This window comes from Psychrosphaera sp. F3M07 (assembly GCF_018860345.1).
Lineage (GTDB): Bacteria > Pseudomonadota > Gammaproteobacteria > Enterobacterales > Alteromonadaceae > Psychrosphaera > Psychrosphaera aquimarina.
In genome coordinates this window covers 490329-515943 of the sequence record NZ_JAHKPJ010000021.1, presented here as the reverse complement: position 1 = coordinate 515943, position 25615 = coordinate 490329, and the positions used below count along the sequence as shown (strand labels likewise).

Genomic DNA, 25615 nt, shown 5'->3' with positions numbered 1-25615 from the left:
ATAATGAATGAAGCGGGCTTTTTAGTACCTTAAATATCAGTTTTATTTATTTAACCAAACCTGTTGGCTAGTTATACCTTCACCACTAATTGTAATTGACGCAGGTTTATCATCTGTCACACGTACGATGGCGAGTGCTCGACCTTCACTGGTTAATACTTGGGTATCTTGGTATTTGTTAATAGTGCTGGAGTTACCACTGTCTAACCCCAACAATTGCACATTATCCGATACTGTAAAGGTTAACTTTGCTTCTAGGTGATGAACAAAATTGTCTTTGCCGTCTGTTAATTGAACTTCAATATGCGCCACTTGATGCGGATTAACGGCTAATTTGGATTTATCTACAGTGAGGATTGTTTGGCTAGGTGATTGAGCCGTAATAACTGCGTCATTTGTGTTACAAGCTCCCAAACCTTTGGCGGATAATTTGCCAGCTTTAAAATCAACGGCCCACTTTAACTCGCGGTCTGGGTTGTCCGACAGTTTTTGCACACCTAATGATTGGCCATTTTGAAATAACTCAACTTGTTCGCAGTTAGTTAGTACTTCAACAATCACTTTTTCGCCGTCTTGATAATTCCAATGGCGATTTACGTCTTGCCATAACCAAACACGTTGATGCCATGGTTTTGGACCTTTATCGACTATAGTATTACCATCAACTTTGTATAGCGATTTCTGTGCGGTTTGGCTAGTAATATGGATATGCGGCTCATCATTCCAAAGGGTTTTAAACATATGATATGAAGGAGTTTTAAAGCCTGCTGTGTCAATCATGCCCGATTCTAAAGCCTTACGTGGCCAACCTTTATTAGACTCACCAAGATAATCTATGCCAGTCCATAAAAATGTACCTGCAATAAAATCGCGTTCTTCAATAGCTTGCCATTCATGCCACTGCACTACGTTTTCTGTACCCATGATCATTTTTTCTGGAAATAGTTTGTGACCATAATCGTATATAACGCGACGATAGCTATAACCAATTACATCTAATGCGTCTGCATAACCGGATATATGACTCACAGAAGGTAAAATCATATTGGCTGTTACAGGACGTGTAGTGTCCAATTCCTTAACCCAATTAGACAGTTTTTTTGCTGTTTTAGCTAAAACATATTCACCTTCCTCGCTAGAATGGAAACGTTCATAAATTTCTTCTGGACTAATAAACGGTGGGTTGTAAAAATAATTACCCGAAGCATTCATGTCGAAGTAACCGGTAGCTTCTTTATAGCGTGGGTAAGTCCATTCTATTTCATTGCCAATGCTCCACATAATTATAGACGGATGATTGCGGTCACGTTTAATAGGGTCTTTTAAATCATGCTCTGCTTCAGTTTGAAATACTTCTGCGTATCCTCTGCTGATGTCATCGTCGTGACGTTCCCACTGATTTAGGCGTTTATCCTTCGGATTGTCCCATTCGTCAAAAATTTCAGCCTGTACTAACAGACCTAATTCATCACATAAATCTAAAAATGAAGATCTCATAGGGTTATGCGCAGTGCGAATCGCATTTACTCCTGCTTTTTTTAGTGTCACTAAACGTCGTCGCCATACATCGTCTGGGACGGCTGTACCAACTAACCCAGCATCGTGGTGAACGTTGACCCCTTTAATTTTTAGGCTTTTACCATTCAGGAAAAAACCTTTGTTAGCATCGTATTCAATGGTACGAATACCAAATGGGGTTTTGTAGGTATCCACTGTTTTGCCATCGAGGATGACTTCACTGACTAAGTTATACATGTTAGGGCTGTTTATGTCCCATAACGCTGGATAATTCACTAACGCTGTATTACTTATAGATGTTGTCGAATTTGGTTTAATTGATGAATGAATAGTTTGTTCTGAAACTAAGTTGTGATTCGGATCGTAAATACTGTTTTTAATCGTAAAAGACTGTGATTGATTAAAGTTGTTCGTTACTTCAATTTGGGTAAGGATTTCCGCGCTTTCTTTGGTTATGCTTGGTGTCGTGACATAACTACCCCAAACAGGAATATGCAACTTGCTGGTGGAAATCAACTCCACATCACGATAAATACCTGAGCCAGTATACCAACGACTGTCGATATAACGTTGGTGATCCACTTTAACCGCAATAATATTGTTTTCTTTGTTTAAATATTTACTAATATCAATGAAAAATGGCGAATAACCATTAATACGTCCACCAATATGTTTGCCGTTTAAATAGACTTCTGAATTTGCGTAAACACCATCAAAATATATATAGGTTGTATTATTAAGCCAAGCTGGGTCAGTTTGGAATGTCTTGCGATACCAGCCAATTCCACCAGGTAGGTAAGCAGTGGCACCATTGTATTTTTCATCGAATTCAGCTTCTATGCTCCAATCATGTGGCAAAGTTAATGTACGCCATTGGCTGTCATCAAAGTCTGGTTTTGCGAAAGTTTGATCGTCTCCAAGACTAAATTGCCAATTAGCGTTAAAGCTTATTGTTCTTGTGCTGGTTAGTTGGTCTTTGTTAGCACCAGAGCATGCTTGCAACAATAATGCGAGCAAAACTGCGGTGAACAGCAGATAATTTTTGATACCCATATTTATCCCCTAATTGTTTGTTTGGCTCGACGCCTTGTTATTTTTAATGTATTTATATGAATCACTTTAATTATTAGCTTTAAGTAATGTTAATTGTTAACAATGTATAGTTTTTAATTAAAATATGCTAGGTTAATTTTTATATCAATAAAAATAGTTACTTAATTAGTTGAAGCTACAAGTTTGGGTATTCCATGATGAGTATAGGTTTGAATTTATTAGAATGATTTTCCGACAAATCTGAACCTACACTCTTTAGTGTGGATTTATGTTGCGTGTTATTTCACTAATTCAAATTCTGCGTTTAGCGTATCAACAGAATTACCTCCAACCATTAAAGTGAATTTACCTGGTTGTATAAGTTGTTTCAGATCTGGGCCTATAAAGGCCAAGTCTTTACTGGTTAATTCAAAATGAACTGTTTTTGTTTCGTTTGGTTCTAATGGCAAAACTGTAAAACCTTTTAGCTCTTTAATTGGTCGAGTTACGCTCGCAACTTGATCTCGCAGATACATTTGCACGACCTCGTTACCAGCTAATTTAGACGTATTGGTAACAGACACTGACACTATTAATGTCTCTGACTCAGAGATTTTGGTAGTCGATAATTCAAGATCCGAATAGGCAAAAGAACTGTAACTTAACCCATATCCAAACGGGTAGAGCGGCAGATGCGAAATATCTCGGTAGCTGGTGGTATAACGATTGTCATTTGGTCCTGGATCAAAAGGATGGCTGGTTTTTTTATAGTTATAAAATATAGGCACTTGCCCTTGGTGAACCGGAAAGGTAACCGGAAGCTTGCCTTGAGGGTTGAATTGACCTGATAACATTTCTGCTATGGCTTCACCACCAGTTGTGCCCGGCATCCAAGTTTGTACAACGGCATCTGAATGTTTGACAACGTCAGTAAGTACATAAGGTCGACCTGTAACCACTAAGGTGACAATGGGGGTTTTGGTTGTAGCTAACTGACTCGCGAGATCTTCTTGTGAACCTGGCAAATGTAATGACGCCGTGCCACCCCCTTCGCCACTCATCCAAAATTGCTCGCCAACGGCTAATATAACTAAGTCTGCTTGTTTAGCTAACGCCACCGCCTCCGAGATTAGCTCAGTGCCTGCATTATTAAATTTGTCGAATCTTACACCTTGAGCGTATGAGAGTTTTACTTTATCACCAAATTCTGCTTTAAGACCGTCAAAAATTGAAATAACGTCGTTCTCATTGCCTTTAGCGTGCCACCAGCCCAATAGATCTTTTTTTGCTTTGGCCATAGGGCCAATAACGGCAATATGTTTTACTGAGTCAACAATAGGCAGTATGTTATTTTCATTTTTTAATAACACTAAACTTTTCAGGGTAATGTCTTTGGTGTCTCGCCAGTTTTGTTTTGATAATAACTCTTGTTGTTCACGGTCTAAATTGAAACGAGAATAAGGGTTATCTAACAATCCAGCTTGTTGTTTAAGTCGCAGCACCCTGCGCACAGCATTATCGACTTTAACTTCTAATATTTTACCTTGGCGTACTAAATTGGGAAGGTGTTCAAGGTACTGTTGTGATGTCATGTCCATGTCAAAAGTGGCGGAAATAGCTAGTTCTACACCTTGCTTTGTGTCTTCAGCATTGCCAGATTTAACAAGGTTGGGAATTGTTTCCCAGTCTGTCATTAATAAACCGTTAAAGCCAAGATCTTGTCGTAAGATGTCATCCATTAAATATCGATGCGCGGTTGCGGGAATTCCGTCATAAGCTGTGTATGCGCCCATTACGCTTGACACGCCTGCATCTATCGCGGCTTTAAATGGCGGCAGGTGAATTTCTCGTAGTTCTCGCTCTGAAATATCTCGAATGTTGTAGTCGCGACCCGCGAGGGCTGCACCGTATCCTGCAAAATGTTTTACTGTGGCTAATATGTTTAAGTTTGGATCGTCATTGCCTTGTTGAAATCCTTTTACACGCGCCGCAGCCACTAAACTTCCCAAGTAGGGATCTTCACCCGCAGCTTCGATTATTCTACCCCAGCGAGGATCACGACTCACATCCACCATTGGTGCGTAAGTCAGTTGAATGCCTGCGGCCGATGCTTCTCTAGCTGCCACCGCGGCTGATTTTTCAATTGCGTTTAAGTCCCAACTCGCCGCTTCTGCAAGTGGTACAGGTGCTATCGTTTTATAACCATGAATTACATCTTCTTGAAATAAAATGGGGATACCTGAGCGGCTCTGTTCGACGGCTATTTTTTGCAGCTTTAGGTTATTTGCCACCCCATTTGCTTTTAACACACTGCCCACTTTACCATCTCTAATTAATTGTAGATGTTCCGCTGTCGGTTCGCCCTCAATTGGTATTAAATTGAGTTGCCCAGCTTTCTCTTCTAATGTTAGTGAGTTCAATATTATTTCAATTTGTTTTTCTTGTTGTGAAAATGAATCAGCTAAGGCGTTGGATGTGTTTAGCGGTAAAAAGACCATTAAACAATAACTAAACAATGACTTTTTCCATCGTTGATAATTCATACTCATTACCCTTTTATTGATTTTATTGATTTTATTGATTTTATTGATTTGATTAGTTAAGTGTTATTTGACCGTATATGTTTTTTTGTTGATAGCTTCTTGTTTGTTCTTTTCAAACAACTCTTTATAAAACAACGCGCGAGCCTGTTTGTATTCATTAGATTGGTACAAGATATTGTTCATGTTGCCTTTGTTCCAGTCGTTCCATAACTTAGCTAATTTGGTTTGCTCGTTCAGGTTAGAATCAACAATATTGTATTGCTCTGTTGGGTCGGTGGTCATATCAAAAAAAGCACGATTAACCCCTGGTAGGGCTTGGTTCATATACTTAGACTCCATAGTACGCACAGCCCAAATGTGGTCGGCTTCCTCTAAACGCCAAAATAAAGCTTGCGACGGTGAACCCGTTTTTTCGCCTGTCATGTAAGGCGTTAAGTCCACACCTTCTAATTTACCGTCAGAGGTATCTGCCCCTGCTAATGCTACCGATGTCGCGGCTAAATCGAGTGCTGATACTAAGCCATCAAACTTTTCTCCTTTTGGTATTTTGGCCGGCCAATGGGCGATAAAAGGCACTTTTACACCACCTTCCATTAATGCTACTTTTCCGTGGCGATAGGGCGAATTATCTGCCCAGTCAAACTGTGGCCACCACGAGTCAGGATATAAACCGCCGTTATCTGATAAAAAGAAAATCAGAGTGTTTGTGTATTGATTATGTTTTTTAAGGGCATCGACAACCATTCCTATGCCTTGGTCCATTTCATCAACCATAGCCGCATAAATTTGGCGGTTTGTATTTTCTAGATGGGTGTATTTCTTGATGGTTTCAGCAGGCGCTTGCAATGGCGCATGAGGCGCATTGTAGGACAAGTACATCATGAACGGTGTATCTTTATCTTGTGAAGATATATCAGCAACAAACTGAGCTGCATCGCGACTTAATGCCGTTGTTAAATATTCATCAAATAATACGACTTCTTTGTTGCGCATAAGTGGCAGGGAATAACCGTCTGAGTTTAGTGATACTTGGTCTGGGTTGTAGTGATGCCCACCGTCTAAAAAACCATAAAAATAATCAAAGCCACGGTTGTTTGGTTGAAAATGTTCAGCGCCACCTAAATGCCACTTACCTATAACAGCGGTTTTATAACCGACTTCTTGCAGTCGTTTAGCAAAGGTTTTTTCAGAAAGAGGCAGTCCCATATTTGGATCGTACGGTGAATAAGAAACATTATTTTCCATACCAAAGCGTGCTTGATAACGACCAGTTAATAACCCTGCACGAGAAGGGCCACAATAAGGATGAGTGACATATCCATTTTTAAAAATTACCCCGCCAGCAGCGAGCTCATCTAAATTGGGTGTTTGAATTGGAGTATTGCCAGTGAAACCCAGATCGTTGTATCCCAAATCATCAGCCAAAATCACAATAATGTTAGGCCGTTCATCGGCATAAGTAACGGACAAAGAAACTAATAATAAAATGAAATACAAGAGTTTAGTTACTTTTAACATAATAGTGTTCACCTTATCTTTTATGGTTATTGTTTCGACTTGTTTGGTTTATGGGCTCTATAGCTATCCATTCGCTTCATGGCGTGACCTTCGTAAACACGCTTCAGCTGCCAAGCGGAGCGTTCAAGCGTTAATTCCCAATTAAATAGTTTTTTGTACAAAGTTTTAACTTTTTCTGGATGTATGCTCGCCAGGTTATTTATTTCGGAAGGATCTTGGTGTAAATCATAGAGCTCTGCTGGACGGTCAGGGAAGCGTAATAATTTCCAATCAAGATAACGAATGGCTCCTCGGTTTTCTTTTTTCCAATATAAGGTTTGGTGTGGTCTTTGTTGGTTATTTCCCGTGAGATAAGGTTTTAAACTGACCCCGTCTAGACCATCGATATTGTCACCGTTTGCGGCAGCGTTAAAGGTTGGTAATAAATCTAATAAAGAGACTGGATATTCGAATCTAACACCGGGTTGGGTAACATTTTGCCAGCGTATTAACATAGGCACTCGAATTCCCCCTTCTAAATGATTGGCTTTGGTGCCGCTTAGTGGGTAGTTGTTAGAGGCATTGTGATCGGTTGGCCCGCCGTTGTCGTTGGTAAATACCACTAAGGTGTTTTCAGCTAAATTAAGCTTATCTAACTCTTTTAATATACGACCTATATTTCTATCCATATTAAGCATCATAGCCGCATAAATTTTGCGAACCCCGGTCAACTCTGGAAATTGGGCTAAATCTTCTTTTGTTGCGTGCATCGGTGCATGAGGTGCGGTTAACGACACAAATGCAAACCAAGGTTGTTGTTTATGTCGCTTTATAAAGTCTATGGTTTGCGATGCTAACTCGTCAGTATAGTATTGCTTAGGCTCAGCATATTGTGCGAATCCAATTTCATGAAAATCTTCGAGGCGTTCATTCGGGTTATCTTGGTTAAATGGCCAAAAACTTCGAGCGCCACCACGAAAGCCAGAAAACTCATCGAAACCGCGCTTTAACGGGTGGAAACGATCTGCATTACCTTGATGCCATTTACCAAATAGGGCAGTGCGATAGCCTTGCAACTTTAAATAATCCGCCATGGTTTTTTGCTCTAACGGCAAACCCATATCGTCACCTGTGGTGCCATTTGGGCTCATGTACCCAGGGACATTGTTTTCTTCGAAACCAAATCTTTGCTGATATTTCCCTGTCATTATACCGGCCCGAGACGGACCACATACAGCCGCACTGACATAAGCCTGAGTGAACCTCATTCCTTGAGAAGCCAGTTGATCTAAGTTTGGTGTAGGTATTTCGGTGCTTCCATGGAAACCAAAGTCAGCGTAACCAGCGTCGTCACTGAGAATAAACAGGATATTTGGCTGCTCCTTAGTATCACTATTGGCCGCAGCAGGCATAAGTAATATTAGGAGCAGTAATGTTAATAGTTTCACTCTGTACCTGACTCAAATCTGTTTAGCGTGATTGAGCTGTCAAATACTTGCAATGCTACACTGGCTACCTTGCCACCGTTGTCGCTAAATGACAGAGACAGCTGATTGTTTTGTTGCAGATATTGAAGTGGCACGGGCACCTCAATTACACCATAAAAGTTTTCACGACCTGTCTTACTTCGGCCTTGTTGTTGGTTGTAACCACGAAAATCTGTGGGTACGGTTAATCTTGTACCATTTACTTTTAGCTCAGGTATTAATGACTTATTGTGATCACGCCCTAGTGATATCCTTAACACGGCCTCACCGTTAGTGGGAACCGTTACGTCATCTATTTTGAATTCGATTAAATTGCTACTTGATATGGTTTCTAAATACAAATCAGAATAATATTTTTGTTCAGTTAGAGTTTGATCTATCGTTATGGCATCTGCGAACTCTATTTCGATGATTATCGTCGCCTCGGCATCAAGCGTAATTGACTCAGGTAGAGATGAGAGAGTAGTAGTATTAATAACCGAGCCATTGCTACCATCATTTAGAGTCGTTAAATGATTGATGGTTACTTGATTAATAGTGTTATCTGCTAAGCCAAGGTGATTTAAGTTAACGTCTTTACCTTCAAATTCTAAACTGTTTATAATGACATATGCTTTGTTGCCATCGACGTACGCATCAGTTTGAACGTCAATATCTGTCGCCTTAGTATCAACTCGGGTTCCGTTTACATTCGCCCACAACTGGTAAAAGGTTACTAAATCAGAATAAACCCATTCGTTGCCTGTACCCGCTCCGTCTCGTTCAAATTTTTGGATCATTAAGCGAGGGCCATACGGTATCGAGTTGTTGCGACCCCATTCTGCTTTAACCACAATAAACGGTATGGTTTTTAAGATCATGTCTGGTCGTTCCATAAACTGCATTAACATAGAGTTTGTGGCTCGAATTGAATGCGTGTTTCGAATTGGCGTCCAGCCAACACCTATATGGTCATGTACTTGTGCACCATATTCGGAAATTACCAGTGGTCTAGTTTCGCCGAATGTTTGTAATGAATAACTTTCTAACATGTCTAAAGTGGCTTCGACATTGCTTCCTCGGCGGTAACGTTCAGAGTTTTGGAATGTAGGGAAGTCGTACAGGTGAATTGAGTAGAAATCCATATTTTCACCCGCGATGTCAATGAACAGTTTGTCGCGATCTAACCAACGTTGGAAGTTATCCTTGTCAAAATCTGGAAAGGCAGTGGTGTATCCTCCCACTAATACATCGTTATGATTTTTTCGTATTTCATTGGCCACAGTATTATGGAAACGGAATACATCTGCAGGCTCAACACTATCGGCACCACTACGAACGGTAGTTAAGTCATATAATGGTTCGTTCATTACTTCAAAATATTTCGGCTTACTTTGACCGTCACGAATGTTGTCGTTAGGTATTTGGTCAAAAAACTTGTGTAAAAATTGGCTAATATAATGGCCAGTTGCTGTTCCTATGGGCTCATCTGCAGTGTCAGCCTGAGATAAAGCCCAACCCCCACCTTTTGTTAATGTACCTTCTGGCCAGAAAGGATGTTGTTGGGCGCCAACTATCATATCAACCGCGCGATCTTCATTGTCGTAGACACTTTGTTTGTGAGTCGGTAAGTTGTTGTAACTCCACTTAGCATTGTTACCTCTAGTAGTAGCGTCACTTTCACTAGCAAATCCAGGTTTTGCAGGATCTTGTTTAATTTGATTTAAATTCCAAGTAATACCACCAGTCGTCCGGCCTAGGTAAACATCGTAACCTTGCAAAAAACTAGATATTAAATCTGGGACTTCATTGGGTGAATTAAGACTGAATGAGTCGTTGTCAAACCAATCATGTTCAGGTAAGTCGGAATGAATAGTGATGAACTTTTGTCTGTCGAATGTGTCTATTCCACCCACGGTATGACGAAGGTTGTAGTTTATATCCACAGTAACAGAGCCATCAAGTGGAGGCTCGACAGGTTGTTCTACTACAGGCGGCTCAACCGAAGGTTCAGCTTTTGTCGTAACCGAAAAGTTTGTACTGTAATCACCAACGGTGACCGTTGCAGTTGTTGTTTGTTGATACCTGGCTGCCGATAGCAGCCTGACTCTTAACGACTGGTGAGCAGAAATATTACTAGATTCGGTTGTGAATTCACTGTTAGAAATAGAGATTTCACCACCTGTGATGGAGATTGGGGTACTATTGTCTATGCCCGTTACAATCACCCCATTGGTAATTACGTAACTGTTAAGTTCTACGTCAACTTTACTGGAAAACTCAAAGGCATCAGGAGATATGTCTTTATCGGAATCTTCAGAGCCACACCCAGCTAATAGTATTAAAATTAAAAATAAGTTTATAAACTTCATGTTGTTTACACCTTAAATGGAACTGTCACTGGCCAACCTGACATAGGTTTATCTTTTGCTGGGTTAGCATTGTGTTCCCATGATTCCAAGGTAAACTGCTTGGTTTGATGATTAACTTTAACTAGCCCATACCCCTCAGTTTTTAGTCTTCTGTCAGCGATAAATTTGCCCCAAGAAACAGTCGTACCACTCTGGAATTCTGCATGACTGATTTTCGGATTAGCAACGGCCATCACTCGCATTTTATTTCCAAATGTGTCGATAAAATCTCCTGTGTTTACATCGCCATTAATTGAGTTCTTTAGCTTTCCTTGTCCCTCAAACCAACGCTGCCAAAAAGCTGCGCCTGCCGGGCCAGCAAAGAAGGTGGCACCGTCATCATAACTTTTGATACCTTGTTGCGTGACCATCCCCAAGTGCTGATCACCTGCTAGTACTAGAGCTTTTGCGTCGGATACAAGTTTAACTGCTCGGTCGCGGCCGTCTCTTGGGTAACCATTAGAATCGTAATCGTTTAATGGTTTGCCATCAGCACCAGTTTGTGGATTACCCCAAACGGAAGCAGTAATACACACTTTAGGTAATCCTGGATTCATGTCTTTCCAGTCAGCTAAAAATGTTTCTTGGCGTTTCCCTAATAACTCACCTTTTGTGTTCAATATGTCCATTTTATAGTTAGGTGGAGTTTTAAACTTTCGGTCTTCAACAATCGCAAAGTCAACACCACCGTACACAAAATTACCATAAGCAACGGGAATGTTGTGGCGAATAGGCGTTGGGTCATATGGATCAGGGTTGTGACCATGTTGGCAACGGTAAACCATACGTACTAAAGATTTATCCCATTTATAACCACCGTCTTCTTCTTTTAAGGTGTTGGAGTCTATACCTTCATTGCCCCATAAATTACCTTGCAGTATGTCGTGGTCATCTACCAACATAATACTTGGCCGATTAGAGATGGCATCAGCGAAAGTCCAGTACCATAAATACCAACGGTATAATGTATCTAATTTAGCGTCCTTGGTATGGTTGCCGTGACGGGTAGGGTAGGTTTCATAGTATTGGTCACCTACAAATAGATATAAGTCTGGTTGGTGGCTGTCACAGTTTTTAACTAACTCTGAATGTGGGAATAAGATGTTCTCTTTGGTATACCTACCTAGTATCTTTTCTTTAGGGTGTAATTTGGTGTATTCCACAGCATCTAAGCTTTTTGATGTAGGAATAATACAAGAATAAAGCGCTATATTAAGCTCTTTTTCTTTCTCAGGATCTTTCACAATACGGCCAGAGTATAGTGTTTCGCTCTCGTTATCAGCAAACACAATACGATACTCAAACTCTTGCTGATATTGCCAGTTTGTAACTCTAAATAATCCCACAAACCCTTCTTCAATGTTACTTACAGGGCCTTGAGTCCAAACGTTGTCATTGACCTTTTTATAGTCGAGCCTAACCTGTTTATTTGTCGATAAATCTATAGGCATTAATTGCGCAGTGAGTTTTAACACGTCTCTATTTAACGAATACATACAACCCATAACTGGACCTAATTCATACTCATTGAGATGTGCAATCTTGCTCCCTGATGTTTCTACATCTGCAAACCACCATCTAGCGCCGTCTTTGCCTTTTGGCGGAGATGATAATAAAGAAATACCTCCTTGCAGCACCTTGGCTTCAATTTTTGGTAATACAGCAAAACCTAATTCCTTATTACTGTCTGCATCAAATGCTGTCAGGCGAATTTGATAAGTATCAACGCCAATAGGGTCCATTTGGCAATCTAATATTATGGATTGGCTTCTGACCTTTTTAATTTTTGCTTGGGTAGAATTCACTAGTGTTTCAAAATTTAACGTATTTGTAGCTGCACTGAAGTCTTTAAATGACAGTTGTCCCTGATCGTCAATCACAGCCATCAATCCACCACCAACTCCTGATGCACGTTGAACAATTGCACAGCCTTTTTGATCTAATTGACCTTGACCTACACCAATTAGAAAACCAGCAAAGCCAGCTTTATTGATATCAATTTTACCGAGTTTTACTCTTATCCGGCCGCTTTCGTTATTATCAATTAAGCGACGAGTTAATAACGAAACGGTTCTAACTTCCCATGTACGTTGGCCATTCAAACATTCAATTCTACCGTTATTTACTTGCCAATCTTGCAATCGGTTACCCCAATATGCTTTACCGAGCCAATTTCGTTTAGTTTGTATCGCAATAGGTTCAACTGCGGTTAGGCCGCTAATGTTGGCTTTTTTACGCGCGCAGGCAGTTATCCAAGGTGAAACAGCGGCTATGCCTGCAAGACCTACTGTATATTTTATAAATTCTCTACGTTTCATATCGTTATCCTAAATTTATTCTATTTATTATTTTTAGTGAGATTTAAAGGGTAAATAGTGGCGTCGTACATGCTGCCATTACTTGAAACAAACGAAGCTCTTAATTGATAAAACTGGCCTTGAGGTAACTCATTAGTTGGCATTAAATCCGCTAAGGAAATAGTCATAGTGGATGAACCTGACTCAGTCTTTAACACACTAGGATCTATGAGAGTTATATCCTTAACCGGTATCCATTTTGATTTAAAATGACGTAACCAAAAACGAATACCACCTTCGTCTGAGGAGATTACTTGGTTTCCTGTGCCCGCGTGATATTCAACATTTAAAGTGATATCACTGCCTACAGGAATATTTTTGTTAGTAAATTCATTGGCATTTTTAATCTTGATATAGGGGGCAATATACGGCTGTACTGAAATAGTAAGCTGATCTTTAATAGAAGTGTCTTTGGCTGAAGTAACTACAATAGTGGTTTCTCCTGAGCTTATTGCCGTCACAACACCTATCTTATTAACGGTAGCCACTTGCTTGTTAGAACTAGACCACACTAATGTTTGGTCGTCAGCATCTTCTGGTAATACAGTGTTGTTTAATTGCAGCTTTTGCCCAGTAATGAGAGTACTTGAAGGTGTTTGTAATGAAACTGATTTAATTGGATTAGGGAACCAATCCACTAACGTTAGTTCGGTTGACGCTGAAATATTATTTGTATTACTGGAAACGGTCACAGTCGCACTTTGTCCAGCTTTACTAATGTTATTGTTCATACCTTTAGCTAGGCCTTTTTGATCAACGCTAACGATAGTGTCATCAGAGCTAGACCAAGTTACGTCGTTATTTGCATTGTCTGGAGTAATATTGGTTTTAAGTTGCAAAGTAGATCCAATTCTAATCTTATTATCATTGGCTACGATTTGAATATTGGATGGGTCCAGTTTATTACTGCTAAACAATGAGTTAACTGATTTGTCAGTAAATTCAACGGTTTCACCATTACGCCATTTAATAACGATAGTTTCGATGTTATCTGCATCACCTAAACCAAAATGCACTATGTTTAATAAGCTCTGTGAGAAAATAGCACCAGCTGAGCCAACTCGTTTTGTATACTGACCATTAGTTGTTTTAATTGTAACTTGAGCTGAAATTGCATCTATGTTGGAAATAGGGGAGTAACCTACTTCAACTAAAGCGTAGTTGTTATTTGTTGACTGAGCATTAGCTTGTTCGTTAGCGTATAAATACCATTGACCGCCTTCGCTGCCATTTAATAAATCGACATCACCATCAAGGTCAAAATCAAAGGCTTGTCCCATATCGCCATTACCTGGGCCCCCTACATCGTTAGCACCATGCATTGTCACTGTTTGGAATTGACCGTTTCCGTCATTGAGGAGCATATAGTCAGAGATACGTTTATTTATATTGCCCCAACGATATACAAATAAGTCTTGAAAGCTGTCGTTATTGAAGTCGCCGACTGTGACACCAAGGGAGTTAACGCCCTTAGGTATGTTCCACATATCAGTCACATCGGTAAAGCGACCACCGTCATTTCTAAGTAAAATGTCTTGGCTATTTCTATTTTCTGGCTCAAATTCAGGCGTGACTGAATTAACGCCAGACATACTAAAATTGAAGCCCCAAAAGATATCCCCGTCCCGTACTAATGCAGCTTTCCATTGTCCATTTTTAATGTGTCCAAAGTAAATGCCATTATTACTAATATCATCAGGCCAACCTTGTGATTGAGCTTGGTTAAATATAAGCTCTTCGCCATTAGCTAAACGTTGTTTTGATTTGTTCTTGCCTAAAAAAACAGGGTAGTCTTTTCCTCTAAACGTACCTTGTGCAAGATAGTAATAACTATGAAGTTTCACCTCGCCATCAGCTTGAAAGTCAAATGCATCTGTACCTTTATAACCGCGAGGTTTAATGGATAACTCTTTGGTAATAGGGTCATGATCGAGGGATGGGCTTTCACCAAATCCGCCTTCAAACTCTTTGCCTCTAGCGAGGTATAAATCTAGGTCGCCATCATTATCAATATCGATATCCGTTACTGCCATAATCCCTTTTAAATTAGTGATATGTGCAGGTAATTGAGCCGTAATATCAGTAAAGGTAAAGTCACCATTACCTATCCATACTGACAAAGGCCCAAATAGAACGATGTCATCGACTTGGTCATTATTAATATCAGTGATTAGCGCTCTAGATTGATGTTGGTCTTGCAAGCCATTTATTTGTCTTGGTTTAAATGTGCCATCACCTAAATTTTCATGGAAAAAGTGCTGTGGTTTAGATCCTGCCAAGCTGGTTTCGTTGATCAACATTAAGTCTAGATCACCATCTTTATCTAAATCTGACCATTTTGCTCCGCGTCCACGTCCGCCTTTTGTAATACCAACATCACCCGTAGTTAATACTAAAGTGCCATTAGAGTTGCTATAAAAATTAGCTTTTGATGGGTCTTTACCGTTGCCACCACCTTGAGTGACAACAAGATCAAGATCTCCATCATTATCATAATCACCAACAGCAGTACCGTGTAAGTCATGCATAAACCAACGAGCTAAGTTTTTATCGTGTTTAGTGACAGTGCCATCGCCGTTGTTCCAGTACAATTTACTGCTTTGTTGGTTATGGTTATTGACGATAAAGTCATAATCACCATCATTATCGATATCAGCCACTGTAGGGCCGCCGTATTTAATCGAATTATCTTTATCTATTCCGGCTTGAATAGAAATGTCCTGATAATTAGGGATTTGTATATTATCAATGTCTTCGAATATTAAGCTGTGGATCACAAGCTCGGCATTATTCGATGATAAGCTGAGTTTTTGTTCTTTTAATGTATCAAATCGAATCAATACATTAACGGTTTGGCGGCCTTTAGCGGGGATATTTAAATTATCTATTAATAACTTTCCATTCGCATATAAGCTAAAGCTTGCATAATTATTGGGATTGTCGAGGTCGATGATCACTTTCTTTGTCAACGAATCTTTAACATTGTAATTAATGGTAAAAGGTAAGTTAGGGGAGATAACCTTAGATTGAATGGCTAAACTGCGCTCTGTACAAGCTGTGATTGTAGAAGCTAACAGGGCGCCAATAATTATTTTTTTACTTACTTTGAGAAATATATTATTTATTTTACACATTATTAAATATCCGTAACAAAACAGATATTAACCATATAATAAAAAACACCTTGTTAATAGTATTTTGTTAACAATGTGCAATGTAAGTGGTGATTGTAATAATTAATGGAGTTAAAGCTGAGGAGTAGATAATAAAAAACCCTGTAGAACAGGGCTTTTTTGAATTTTTATGAATGAACAAATCACTTGATGTTAGCTTTAATGGCTTTTGTTGCTTTGCTTAAATCACCAGATTTAAGGGCATCTAAAATAACTCTATGTTCATTTACACACTCTTGACCTGTGGTAATACGTTTATAGTTTAACCTCATACGCATAACATATGGATACCAAATGTTAACCAGTTCATCTCCACCTGCTTTATTGATCAGGTAGTTATGGAAAGAAATGTCTATTTTAGTTACTTCTGTGAAGTCACTGTTTTCAAATGCACTTTGTAGATCATTTAATATGGCTTCTAGTTCATTAAAGTCATTTTGAGTTAATTTATCTTTGAGTTGTTCAATAGCAAACACTTCGATTTCGCGACGAAGTTTGATCATTAACTTTTGCAACTTAGGTTCTAAAACACTGTTTACAGAAGCGCCGCAGTTGTTTTTAGCAATTAATAAACCTTCTTTAGTTAATTGTAGAATTACATCCCTAATTGGTCCTCGAGATAAACCAAAACGTTCAGCTAATTCCTTTTCGTTTAATTTTGTATTTGGCGCTAATTCACCTGCAATGATATCAGAGCGTAATTGCTCAGCTATTTGGTCTTTTACCGATAAAATTTTTGGCGCTCGTGCATTAGCCATAAAGATTCCTATTTTCAGATATAATCACATTGTAATTAATAGCCAATAATTTGCAATTGATTCATGTTTTATTGTTTACAAAGAACACATTCGAAAAACAATAACACCTTGAAATTAAAGGAGAGTAGATGAATGCGCTTCTTCCTACTCTCATTAATTAGCATATATTTCTTTATATATGAATATTTTGTTAACAATTATTTTTTAAATCGACGTAAGTACATCTCTTCATTTATTTCTTTAGCCGCTTTTACTATCGGTTTATATGGTGTGTCGGTAACGTTAATAAAACCAACGTTATAATTTTCGCCATCATATGCACGTCCTGTAATAGGAGAGTCCATATACTGGAACCAATGCGCACCTACAAAATATGGGTTGTCGATAACGGAATGCATATAATCCTTGTACATAACCCCACGGTCTTCTTGTGATGATGCGTGAATCAAACCTGGATGGAATAACCCAGAGTCGCTTGCACCATTGTGCCATTCACCGACGATTGCAGGCATGTCAATTTTTTCCATGAACTTCCATTTAGATGGAACTAAACCTTCTTTATAGACATTAAAGCTGATCACATCTACGTGTTTGGCAGATGCTTCAACTGCTTCTTTTGGCATGCCCCAGTCTGGGAATCGTGCCCCCATATACATGTGGTTAGGCAAGTATCTGTCTTTTGCTTTTTTAACCGTAGCAAAATATTTATCCGCATAAGCACTTAACATAATTGAAAAGTCTTCTAACTGAGCAGGAACATTAACATCGCCTTCAACACCAGCGTTAAAGGATTGCCAATTTTTGATATTGGTATTCCACTTTTTATTTAAGTTATCAATTGAACCATATTTGTTTTTCATCAAACGGGTGAATTCAGCTTTAGTTGGAACGTTTTTACCGTCACGCTTTAATGTATGTAAGGCAATGCCATAATGAGCTGCGTTGCTTTCAGAACGACCTAAGCTCATTTCGTTATCAACAAATACACCAACACACCAAGGGTTACCTTTCACTTCATCTGCAACTTGTTTTAATGTGAACATAGCGCGTTCTTCAAACTTAGGATCAAATACATCAGGTAATGGTGCCCAGAAATCGTTGCCAGAAGAAACGGTTTTGAAATCACCAATTATCCAACCGTTAGCGAAGTAAGGCACCCGGTTATTTTGGTAAAACATAGGATCAGTCCAATTACCAAACGATGTGAATCCCCAAGTTAACATACGTTTTATAGTAACTTCTTGCCACATGTCCATGAAGTCTAGATCTGGGTTATCTTGGTTCATGTCACTATATTTACGTTCCAAATTGGCAGAGTAAAAACTAAAGGTTTCGCCATGTTTTAACGGGCCTGAATGAGCACTTCTTCTATAGCCGTAATGTTTACCTAAAGGTTCATCATATTTAGGCAACCACTCAAATAATTCGCTACGTAATTCAGATGCTACAAATCGTGTAGAAATTGCATTTTCACTGACGCGGTTTAATTTTTGAGAATCCTCTGGAGTGAAATCAGTCGCTTTGCGCTGGTTTATAGTTGCTTGATCAAAATCATAACCTGTCATAGTTGAAGTATTTGATAGACGAATAATATCAAGGCCGGTAACAAAGTAAGGATAACCTTCAGGGTCAACTAGAGACCATTTGCCATTAATTTTTTCAGTTCGGAAATAACCCGTTGCAGTTTGTTTAGGGCCATTTATCCAACCACCAAACTTAGACCGAGTATTAACATCATAACTTTCTTTTAATTGAGATATTTCTTCATCTCTTGCCGCGATAAGCTCATCGTGATTATGGATCTTACCGGCAAACTCAGTTTTTGCATTTTGGCCATACTTATCGACAATTTTAGTTAAGAATTGGGTATTAAAGGTAGGATTTTTTCTTAATCGAATATTACTAATTGAAATTGTTTTGTCATGCAGCGCACTTTGAACACTTAACGTTATTCTTTTTATAGATGAAACATCTAAATTCTTTTTACCCCATAAAGAGATAAATTGAACTTGATTAGATTCCCAAGTATCAGGATTTGAACGTAAACCGGATTTAAAGTTTAATTCCACATTTTCTTTGCCGTCTGGCGTTGCTAAGTCATGACCAGCCATTTTTGCATAATAAGTATTTTTTTCACCAATTGGGATACTAACGCTTCTTGTGTAGTTATCACCATTACCATCCGTTATATCTAAATAAACTTGTACAGAACGTTGGCCTGGATTTGAGATATCAAACGCTAGATTAAAGTCTTCAAAATGACTCCAATCCCAACCTTGTTCAGATACAAATGAAATAGAGGTATAATCATTTTGTTTTGAATGAAAGTTTACAATTAGTTGATTTTCAACAATTTTGGCAGAAGTTTGATTAAGCTGAATGGTTTTTGTTAAAACATCTTCAGCATTAAAATCGATAAACTTAGTCAATATATGTTCATTAGGTATTGGTTTAATTTGCGTGTTTTTGTTTGATACTTCAGATCCGCAAGCTTGTATAAGCAAAACTGCGAGTAATGCTGTGTTTTTAATTATTTTCATCACTATTCTCCTGTTGAGTTGGTCTGAGTATACATAAGATAATGTAAATTGAAAATTGTTAACAAAATAATTGTGCAAATTTTATTTCACCAATGCTAACGCTATATAAATGAATGACAATAACTAATAAAACGTTTGAATGCTTATATTTTAAAGGCTTGGTGAATATTTGTTAATTAATAATGAAGGCCAAATTATTATCTCATTACCTTAAAGTTAATTGAAAATTGTTAACAAAAAGATGTTGACATAAGCGGATTGCTAGTACTAAAGTGTGATTAGAATTTGTTCGGAATACTATGTTGTTAATTTCGAATGAGTCAAAAACAATAATAAATAAATCAACCGGGACAACACCATGCCAACAACTAAAAGTCGATTTAAGCTAAATGCTGTTTACATGGCAATGCTAGCAACAACAGGCTATGCATCGCATGTAACTGCAGCTGATGATAAAGATAAAACCGCCGATAAAGACATAGAAATAATTGAAATTAAAGGTTTAAAAGGTAGCCTTAAAAAGTCAATTAACGATAAACGATTCGCTTCTGGGGTACGGGATACCATTAACTCTGAAGATATCGGTAAATCTACTGACCAAAACATTGCAGACGCTTTAGGTCGTGTAACGGGTGTTACTGTGGTAAGTAGTGACGGTGAAGGTACTCAAATTACGGTGCGTGGCGCTGATGCGAATCAAAATAATATTACGCTTAATGGTCAAGCATTAACTTCAACGGATTTCTCTCAAGCTGTTGACCTAAGCTCTTTCTCTGCAGATATCCTATCTAAACTAGAAGTTGTAAAAACACCTAGTGCCGATCATGATGAAGGTTCTTTAGGTGCTTCAGTTAACTTAGTAACCATCCGACCTCTTAATCAAACAAAAAGTGTTCGTTCTTTAACAGTACAAGGTCGATACAACGACTTTGTCGATGACCCGAGCCATAAAGTCCAGTTCTCAGCATCAGAAAAATTCTTAGATGATACGTTAGGTTTTGCAATTACCGCTTATGATGAAACAAATGCATATCGTAAAGACCAGTACAGTGCGGGTAATTTTGTTGAATCTCAAGAATATGCTCAAGCGGTTGATCAAAATGGTAACGTAATTTCTGGTGTAAAAGCCATAGAACCAAATTTAGCAAGTTATCAACTTCATCAAAATGAAAGCAACCGTCAAGGTGCTTCGTTAGGCATACAGTTTTTACCAACAGACACATCAGAACTCATGTTTGACGTTACTTATAGTAAACAAGAATTAGTCAGAACTTTTGATGCAATACAGGCGAAAAGTTTTTCGAATAATCCAAATTGGATTGAAGGTGAAATACCTACAAGTTTCGTAAGAGGTCCAAATCCATATTCTGATCCAGTTGACTGGATCCAAGTAGATACTACGACTCATGACATGACTAAACGTGTTAATCGTTTTGGTAACGGTAATTTAGTGCGTTCTGACGGTGGCCAAGACAATGAAAACTTGAGCACGACGTTAAACTTCCAAGCCGAACTCACAGATAGTTTGCGCGTACAAGCTCAAGCAGGTTATTCATCAAGTACGTCAGAAAGTTTACCAAATGCTTATACGGTTATGGAAAACTATTATCAAGTTCCTGGTCAGCTATTATGGGATGCCGGTGCAAATATTGAACCTGTCGGTGTTGATTGTACTGGGGGGGGTGATACCTGCTCAATGGTATACGGTGATTCGTTTGTCGACTTAGGTGAGAATTTATACGCTTATACCGACCCTGAGACGGGTGCTCGAGTACTAGGTAGTGCAGATAACGTGGCTTTAACTGGGTTCAACCCTCAAGATGTTTCATCATTTCATTTAGGTTATATCCGTGAAAATGATCGTAATATTAAAGATACTATTACTAATGCTCAAGTGGATTTCGACTGGGATATAGATGCTTATGGTATTACATCTATAGAGTTTGGTGTTAAAACCTCAAAACGAAGTAAAGATGTTGATGATCAATCTTATAGTTTCCAATCTTTGGAAGCTACGGAGATCATCAGAGACCCTGTTACTAATGAGATAGCGGTTGAGCTTGGTGGTTCATTAACGGATATTCGAGGTGATTTAATCGCTGGTGACCCAATAGAGTATGATGACTTTATGGAGTCACTTGGATATGCACGAGAAGGGGCTACAGTTGGCTGGACTCCAATTGATGTTAAAGCGGCTAAAGAGATGATTTTAGGCGACGGTAATGTGGTTCGTAATGTCGACAATACAGCCTCTCGTGAAACAAATATTGATACAAATGCCTTTTATTTTAAAACAAACTTTGAATACCTTGATGGCCAGTTAACCGGTGATATTGGTGTTCGTTATGTTGAAACTGAAGTTGAAGCTATTGGTTACTCAGGTATGAGTTATTATGAACAAGACGGTTCAGATTTAGAACGTGACATTGACCGCCATACTTTAGGTGCATTAGCTGATAGAAGTCTACCTGAGTGTCGAGCACTTAATTTAGGTTCTGACGGCGTTGCTCAAGATTATGAATTAAAATATCAACGTGTAGATGGAACAGGTTGGGATACAAGTGCTGGACCTGATCCATCGACTTGGACTCGTATTGACGACCAAGGTGCTTGTCACGATCCACTATTTGCTAATTACGCAGATGCATTAAATGATTATCGTGCAGGAAACGGCGCATTGCCAACACTGGCTGACTATAACTTGTTATGGCAAAGTATGTGGCGTTATGCAGATATAGGTACTGGCCGTACATATGGTTGGGATAATCTACCTGGATGGAATGGGGAAGCGACGGGCGCAATAACTAATTACTTTTGGGAAACATCTACTAATAATCAAGTTGCGTCAACACCAGCGTATAAAACCCATAAATATACAAATGTTTTACCTAGCTTAAATTTAAACTATGCATTTTCTGAAGATTTTGTCGGACGCTTAGCCATGTCAAAAACCATGACACGTCCAGAAATAGATTTGTTACGTCCTGGTTATAAAGTGACTGAGGCTGGTTATTGGGGTAGTGGTAATACAAATGTAGGTCGTGTTGATATGTATAACACGCAATTAGAGCCGTTAGAGTCTAATAATTTGGATTTATCGTTAGAATGGTATTTCAGTGAAACGGGTATGTTAAGTCTTGCATATTACAAAAAAGACATGTCTAACTTCACAGATCGTGAAACTACTTTGTCGCCAATTTACAGTGTCAGAGACCCTGAAGACGCACCAGAAAGTGGTGATGAATTAATCTTGGTAAATGAAGCCGACCTTGCAGAATGTCACCCAATTAGAGCGACAACTGAATTTGCTTACCTAGCGAGTGACCCAACAACGTTTAGCGGTGATGCAAGTGACAACTGTGCAAACATGACAGTGACAAAAACGGTTAATGCTAAAGACGCGACAATTGAAGGGTTAGAAGTCGGTTACATGGATACCTATGACTTCTTACCTGGAGTTTTCGGTGGCTTAGGTATTAATGCAAATTATACTTATCAACAAAGTGAATATGAATCAGAGTATTCATCAATCAACCCAAACCTGTTACTACCGTCATACCCAGTAGCAGATACACCTGAACATAGCTATAACTTTACTGCGTTCTGGGAACAAAATGGTAATCAAATACGTTTAAGCATGCGTGGAACCTCTGACTCATTAGTGGGTAAGGATTGGGCTAATGGCCAATACGGCCGTAGCTGGAACCAAGGTTCAATTTGGAATGAAGGTCGTACGACGGTTGATTTGTCAGCTTCTTGGCAATTAAGTGAAAACATGTCGTTAACATTCCAAGCTATTAACTTAACTGATGAAGCATACCGCACCTACTTTACAAGTCGTACGTTAAATGTTGTACGAGTCGCAGCAGATAATGCAGCTGGTTACGACTTTGTTGCGTTAGAAGAAGGTAATCCACTTGAGGGTGATGCACCAACACATCGTACTTATACCAAGTACAAAGTTGGTACGACATACCGCTTAGGATTACGCGTTAACTTCTAAAGGTAGTAGGGATTGTGGCGGTATTGCACCGCCGCTAAGCAACAAACAGAATTTGGTACAAAAAAATGAAAACAATAAAAACAAATAGAGTTTTATTAGTAAGCTCAATATTGGCAGCATTAGCTGGATGTAACGTAGAAAATCCTGAATACGACCCAGAAGCAATGGGTAATTCAGTCGCACCGACACACGGTGGTGATATTGTTGTTGATATTCACGAAAAAAATGTATTCAAACAATACAATTTATTAGGTTCAATAGCGGGTGAAAATACTGGTGAAAGCATTGCAAAAGACGCTGATGGTAATTATTTGTCTGTAACGGATATAACCATTACCACATCTGGTGATAGAATCGAAGATATCGGCTCTGACGGTATTTTAATTCAAGGAAATACAGTAGGTGTTAGGGCTTTGGATATCGCACCTAATTTAGACACTGACGAAACCCACACGGTTGTATTAACTTACAATATAACTGACGGCGTAAACAAAACACCTCGTACAGCAACGTTCAACATCACCGGGGAAGATTTTGCACCCGTAATTACTGGCGGTTTACTTGGTAATTTCACACGAGACGCAGGTGCCAGTGTATTAGATGGACTTAAAAATGTTACTGATGCTGACAATGAAGTACTGACATTAAGTAACTTAGTCGCTGATTCAGCTAACCCTTTTAATTTACCTGTTACTATTAACGGCACGAATCTAGATGTAGATGTATCCGCAGTTGAAAGTAGTATACCTGATGGACAAAAAGTGACCTTTAACTTTACTTATACAGTGAGTGATCATCGCTTTGACCAAACTCGTAATTTAACGATTAACGTACTTGGTGTACAAGATATTACTGGCGCACCATTAGTTTTAAACTACTTTAAAACTGATAAGTTTGATGAAACTGACGGCTTAAAAGTTTACAACCTAGCGGATGAAATTGAAGAGCGTGAAGGTGATGATGTTGTGATCAGTGACGTTATGTTAGATGGTTCTGCAGAATTACCATTTGGTGTTAAATTTGAAGGCACTACTTTAACGTTTAACCCAAATGCATTTTATGACGATATCGCAGCTAATTCATTTAAAGACTTTGTTTTTACATATAAAGTAGCGGATTCGAATGGCAATATGTCTGATGGTACTGCTGAGCTCAAACTAACGGTCGATGGTGTCGAGTCAAATATATTAAAAGCAAATGGTGCCGATGTTAGCTTTGAAAATGGTGGTACTGGATTCGATTTATTTAATTGTGTACCAGGAATTGAAATAACAGATGCTATTGTGGCAAATGGTGAACATTCAATGCAAATGTTAGGAGCGCCTTGTTATGTAAATGTTGGTGCTCAATACTTTCCTGATTTAGCTTCAAATCAGAAGTACTATTTATCTTATAATGCTTATGTTGGAAATGGTGATGCATCACCTTATATAATGATAAGTAACGACCCGAATGGAACTCATAACTTCTGGCAAGGCGCTCGTCCATGGCACCCAGCTAACGGTTCATGGCGTCCTTTAATGATAAATTACGATACTAACGCAGGTTACCTAGCAACTGCTAATGCTGATGGCGAAAAGCCAACGGATATTGGCGATCAATTACAACTGTTCATCATGAGTGCTTGGGTCGGCAACGATGGAATGCCAGTCTTTGATGACTTTAATATGGTTCGTTATGATAATTTAGAAGGTGTTGATTTACTGAATAATAACGAAGGAACATTTGAAGCCGCAGATTATGCTCCAACGACTTCAGGTGGTGGAACGGTTGAAGTTCAAACCGACGCAAATAATGCGGATAACAAAGTTCTATATGTGGATACAACTGGCGCCGATGCTGGCGGAGTTAAAGTTGAATTTGCAGTTCCTAAAGGGGCAATTGTTTCTGGTGGTAAATATCGTGTCACTTTTGATATTCAGTATGTGAACTTTGAGGAAAATAAAGCAGCAGGAACTGATCCAAATATTAATCAGTGGGGCGGTTATGCATTAGATGTAGTATTTGCAAATGGTGACAGTGACTTAAACTTTACTCTAAACAATACGATATGGAATGGTGCAGGGGTTGGCCAAGTTCAAGGTATTGCTGATGAAACCACACATTGGTTCGGATTTGGTGCTAATACAGATTGGAACAGCGATAATGTTACCGCAACTTTTGTTATAAAAGGGATTGGCGCTAAATACATTATTGATAACATTAAGATTGATCGAGTTCCATAACGTCGTTCAGTTGTAATGAATTTAAAACCTCGGTTGTTACCGGGGTTTTTTTATTTCTAATTTTTCTACTGAATAATAAAAATTAATGGATT

At 38.8% G+C, this 25615-nt stretch carries 11 protein-coding genes; 2 read left to right on the top strand and 9 right to left on the bottom strand.

Features of this window, described 5'->3' with window-relative positions:
* Positions 1-42 precede the first annotated feature (42 nt).
* The 9 genes from KO505_RS12880 to KO505_RS12840 all read right to left on the bottom strand — a co-directional run bounded on the left by KO505_RS12880 (position 43) and on the right by KO505_RS12840 (position 19295).
* Entirely contained in the window at positions 43-2571 is a 2529-nt protein-coding gene (locus KO505_RS12880; protein ID WP_216055849.1) for a sugar-binding domain-containing protein, read from the bottom strand.
* Positions 2572-2849: 278 nt separating this feature from the next.
* A complete protein-coding gene (bglX, locus tag KO505_RS12875) occupies positions 2850-5093 on the bottom strand; it encodes a beta-glucosidase BglX (RefSeq protein WP_216055848.1) in 2244 nt (747 codons plus the stop codon).
* Between the two features lie 63 nt (positions 5094-5156).
* On the bottom strand, positions 5157-6611 hold the full coding sequence (locus KO505_RS12870; RefSeq protein WP_216055847.1) for a sulfatase: 1455 nt from the start codon (positions 6609-6611) through the stop codon (positions 5157-5159).
* Positions 6612-6637: 26 nt separating this feature from the next.
* Entirely contained in the window at positions 6638-8038 is a 1401-nt protein-coding gene (locus tag KO505_RS12865; RefSeq protein ID WP_371819999.1) for a sulfatase, read from the bottom strand.
* Complete coding sequence (locus tag KO505_RS12860) at positions 8035-10428, bottom strand: hypothetical protein (protein WP_216055846.1); 2394 nt, start codon at positions 10426-10428, stop codon at positions 8035-8037. Before KO505_RS12860 ends, KO505_RS12865 begins: the two co-directional genes overlap by 4 nt.
* 5 nt (positions 10429-10433) lie before the next feature.
* Positions 10434-12785: an alkaline phosphatase D family protein gene (locus tag KO505_RS12855; RefSeq protein ID WP_216055845.1), complete on the bottom strand. Its 2352-nt coding sequence runs from the start codon at positions 12783-12785 to the stop codon at positions 10434-10436.
* A 20-nt stretch (positions 12786-12805) separates the two neighbouring features.
* Positions 12806-15958, bottom strand: a complete 3153-nt coding sequence (locus tag KO505_RS12850; RefSeq protein WP_216055844.1) for an FG-GAP-like repeat-containing protein — start codon at positions 15956-15958, stop codon at positions 12806-12808.
* A 182-nt stretch (positions 15959-16140) separates the two neighbouring features.
* Positions 16141-16755, bottom strand: a complete 615-nt coding sequence (locus tag KO505_RS12845) for a GntR family transcriptional regulator (RefSeq protein ID WP_216055843.1) — start codon at positions 16753-16755, stop codon at positions 16141-16143.
* A 197-nt stretch (positions 16756-16952) separates the two neighbouring features.
* Positions 16953-19295 carry a beta-galactosidase gene (locus tag KO505_RS12840; RefSeq protein ID WP_216055842.1) on the bottom strand — a complete coding sequence of 781 codons (2343 nt, stop codon included), beginning with the start codon at positions 19293-19295 and terminating at the stop codon, positions 16953-16955.
* A 358-nt stretch (positions 19296-19653) separates the two neighbouring features.
* On the opposite strand from KO505_RS12840, the gene KO505_RS12835 reads away from it, so the two are divergent.
* Positions 19654-23298: a TonB-dependent receptor gene (locus KO505_RS12835; protein WP_216055841.1), complete on the top strand. Its 3645-nt coding sequence runs from the start codon at positions 19654-19656 to the stop codon at positions 23296-23298.
* A gap of 65 nt (positions 23299-23363) precedes the next feature.
* Positions 23364-25523 (top strand): hypothetical protein, encoded by a 2160-nt coding sequence (locus KO505_RS12830; RefSeq protein ID WP_216055840.1) that lies wholly within the window; start codon positions 23364-23366, stop codon positions 25521-25523.
* Positions 25524-25615 lie beyond the last annotated feature (92 nt).

Bases quoted from the DNA above. Each gene is read 5' to 3' on its own strand.
- KO505_RS12880 (WP_216055849.1), bottom strand. From the start codon at position 2,571: ATGGGTATCAAAAATTATCTGCTGTTCACCGCAGTTTTGCTCGCATTA.
- bglX (WP_216055848.1), bottom strand. From the start codon at position 5,093: ATGAATTATCAACGATGGAAAAAGTCATTGTTTAGTTATTGTTTAATG.
- KO505_RS12870 (WP_216055847.1), bottom strand. From the start codon at position 6,611: ATGTTAAAAGTAACTAAACTCTTGTATTTCATTTTATTATTAGTTTCT.
- KO505_RS12860 (WP_216055846.1), bottom strand. From the start codon at position 10,428: ATGAAGTTTATAAACTTATTTTTAATTTTAATACTATTAGCTGGGTGT.
- KO505_RS12855 (WP_216055845.1), bottom strand. From the start codon at position 12,785: ATGAAACGTAGAGAATTTATAAAATATACAGTAGGTCTTGCAGGCATA.
- KO505_RS12850 (WP_216055844.1), bottom strand. From the start codon at position 15,958: ATGTGTAAAATAAATAATATATTTCTCAAAGTAAGTAAAAAAATAATT.
- KO505_RS12845 (WP_216055843.1), bottom strand. From the start codon at position 16,755: ATGGCTAATGCACGAGCGCCAAAAATTTTATCGGTAAAAGACCAAATA.
- KO505_RS12840 (WP_216055842.1), bottom strand. From the start codon at position 19,295: ATGAAAATAATTAAAAACACAGCATTACTCGCAGTTTTGCTTATACAA.
- KO505_RS12835 (WP_216055841.1), top strand. From the start codon at position 19,654: ATGCCAACAACTAAAAGTCGATTTAAGCTAAATGCTGTTTACATGGCA.
- KO505_RS12830 (WP_216055840.1), top strand. From the start codon at position 23,364: ATGAAAACAATAAAAACAAATAGAGTTTTATTAGTAAGCTCAATATTG.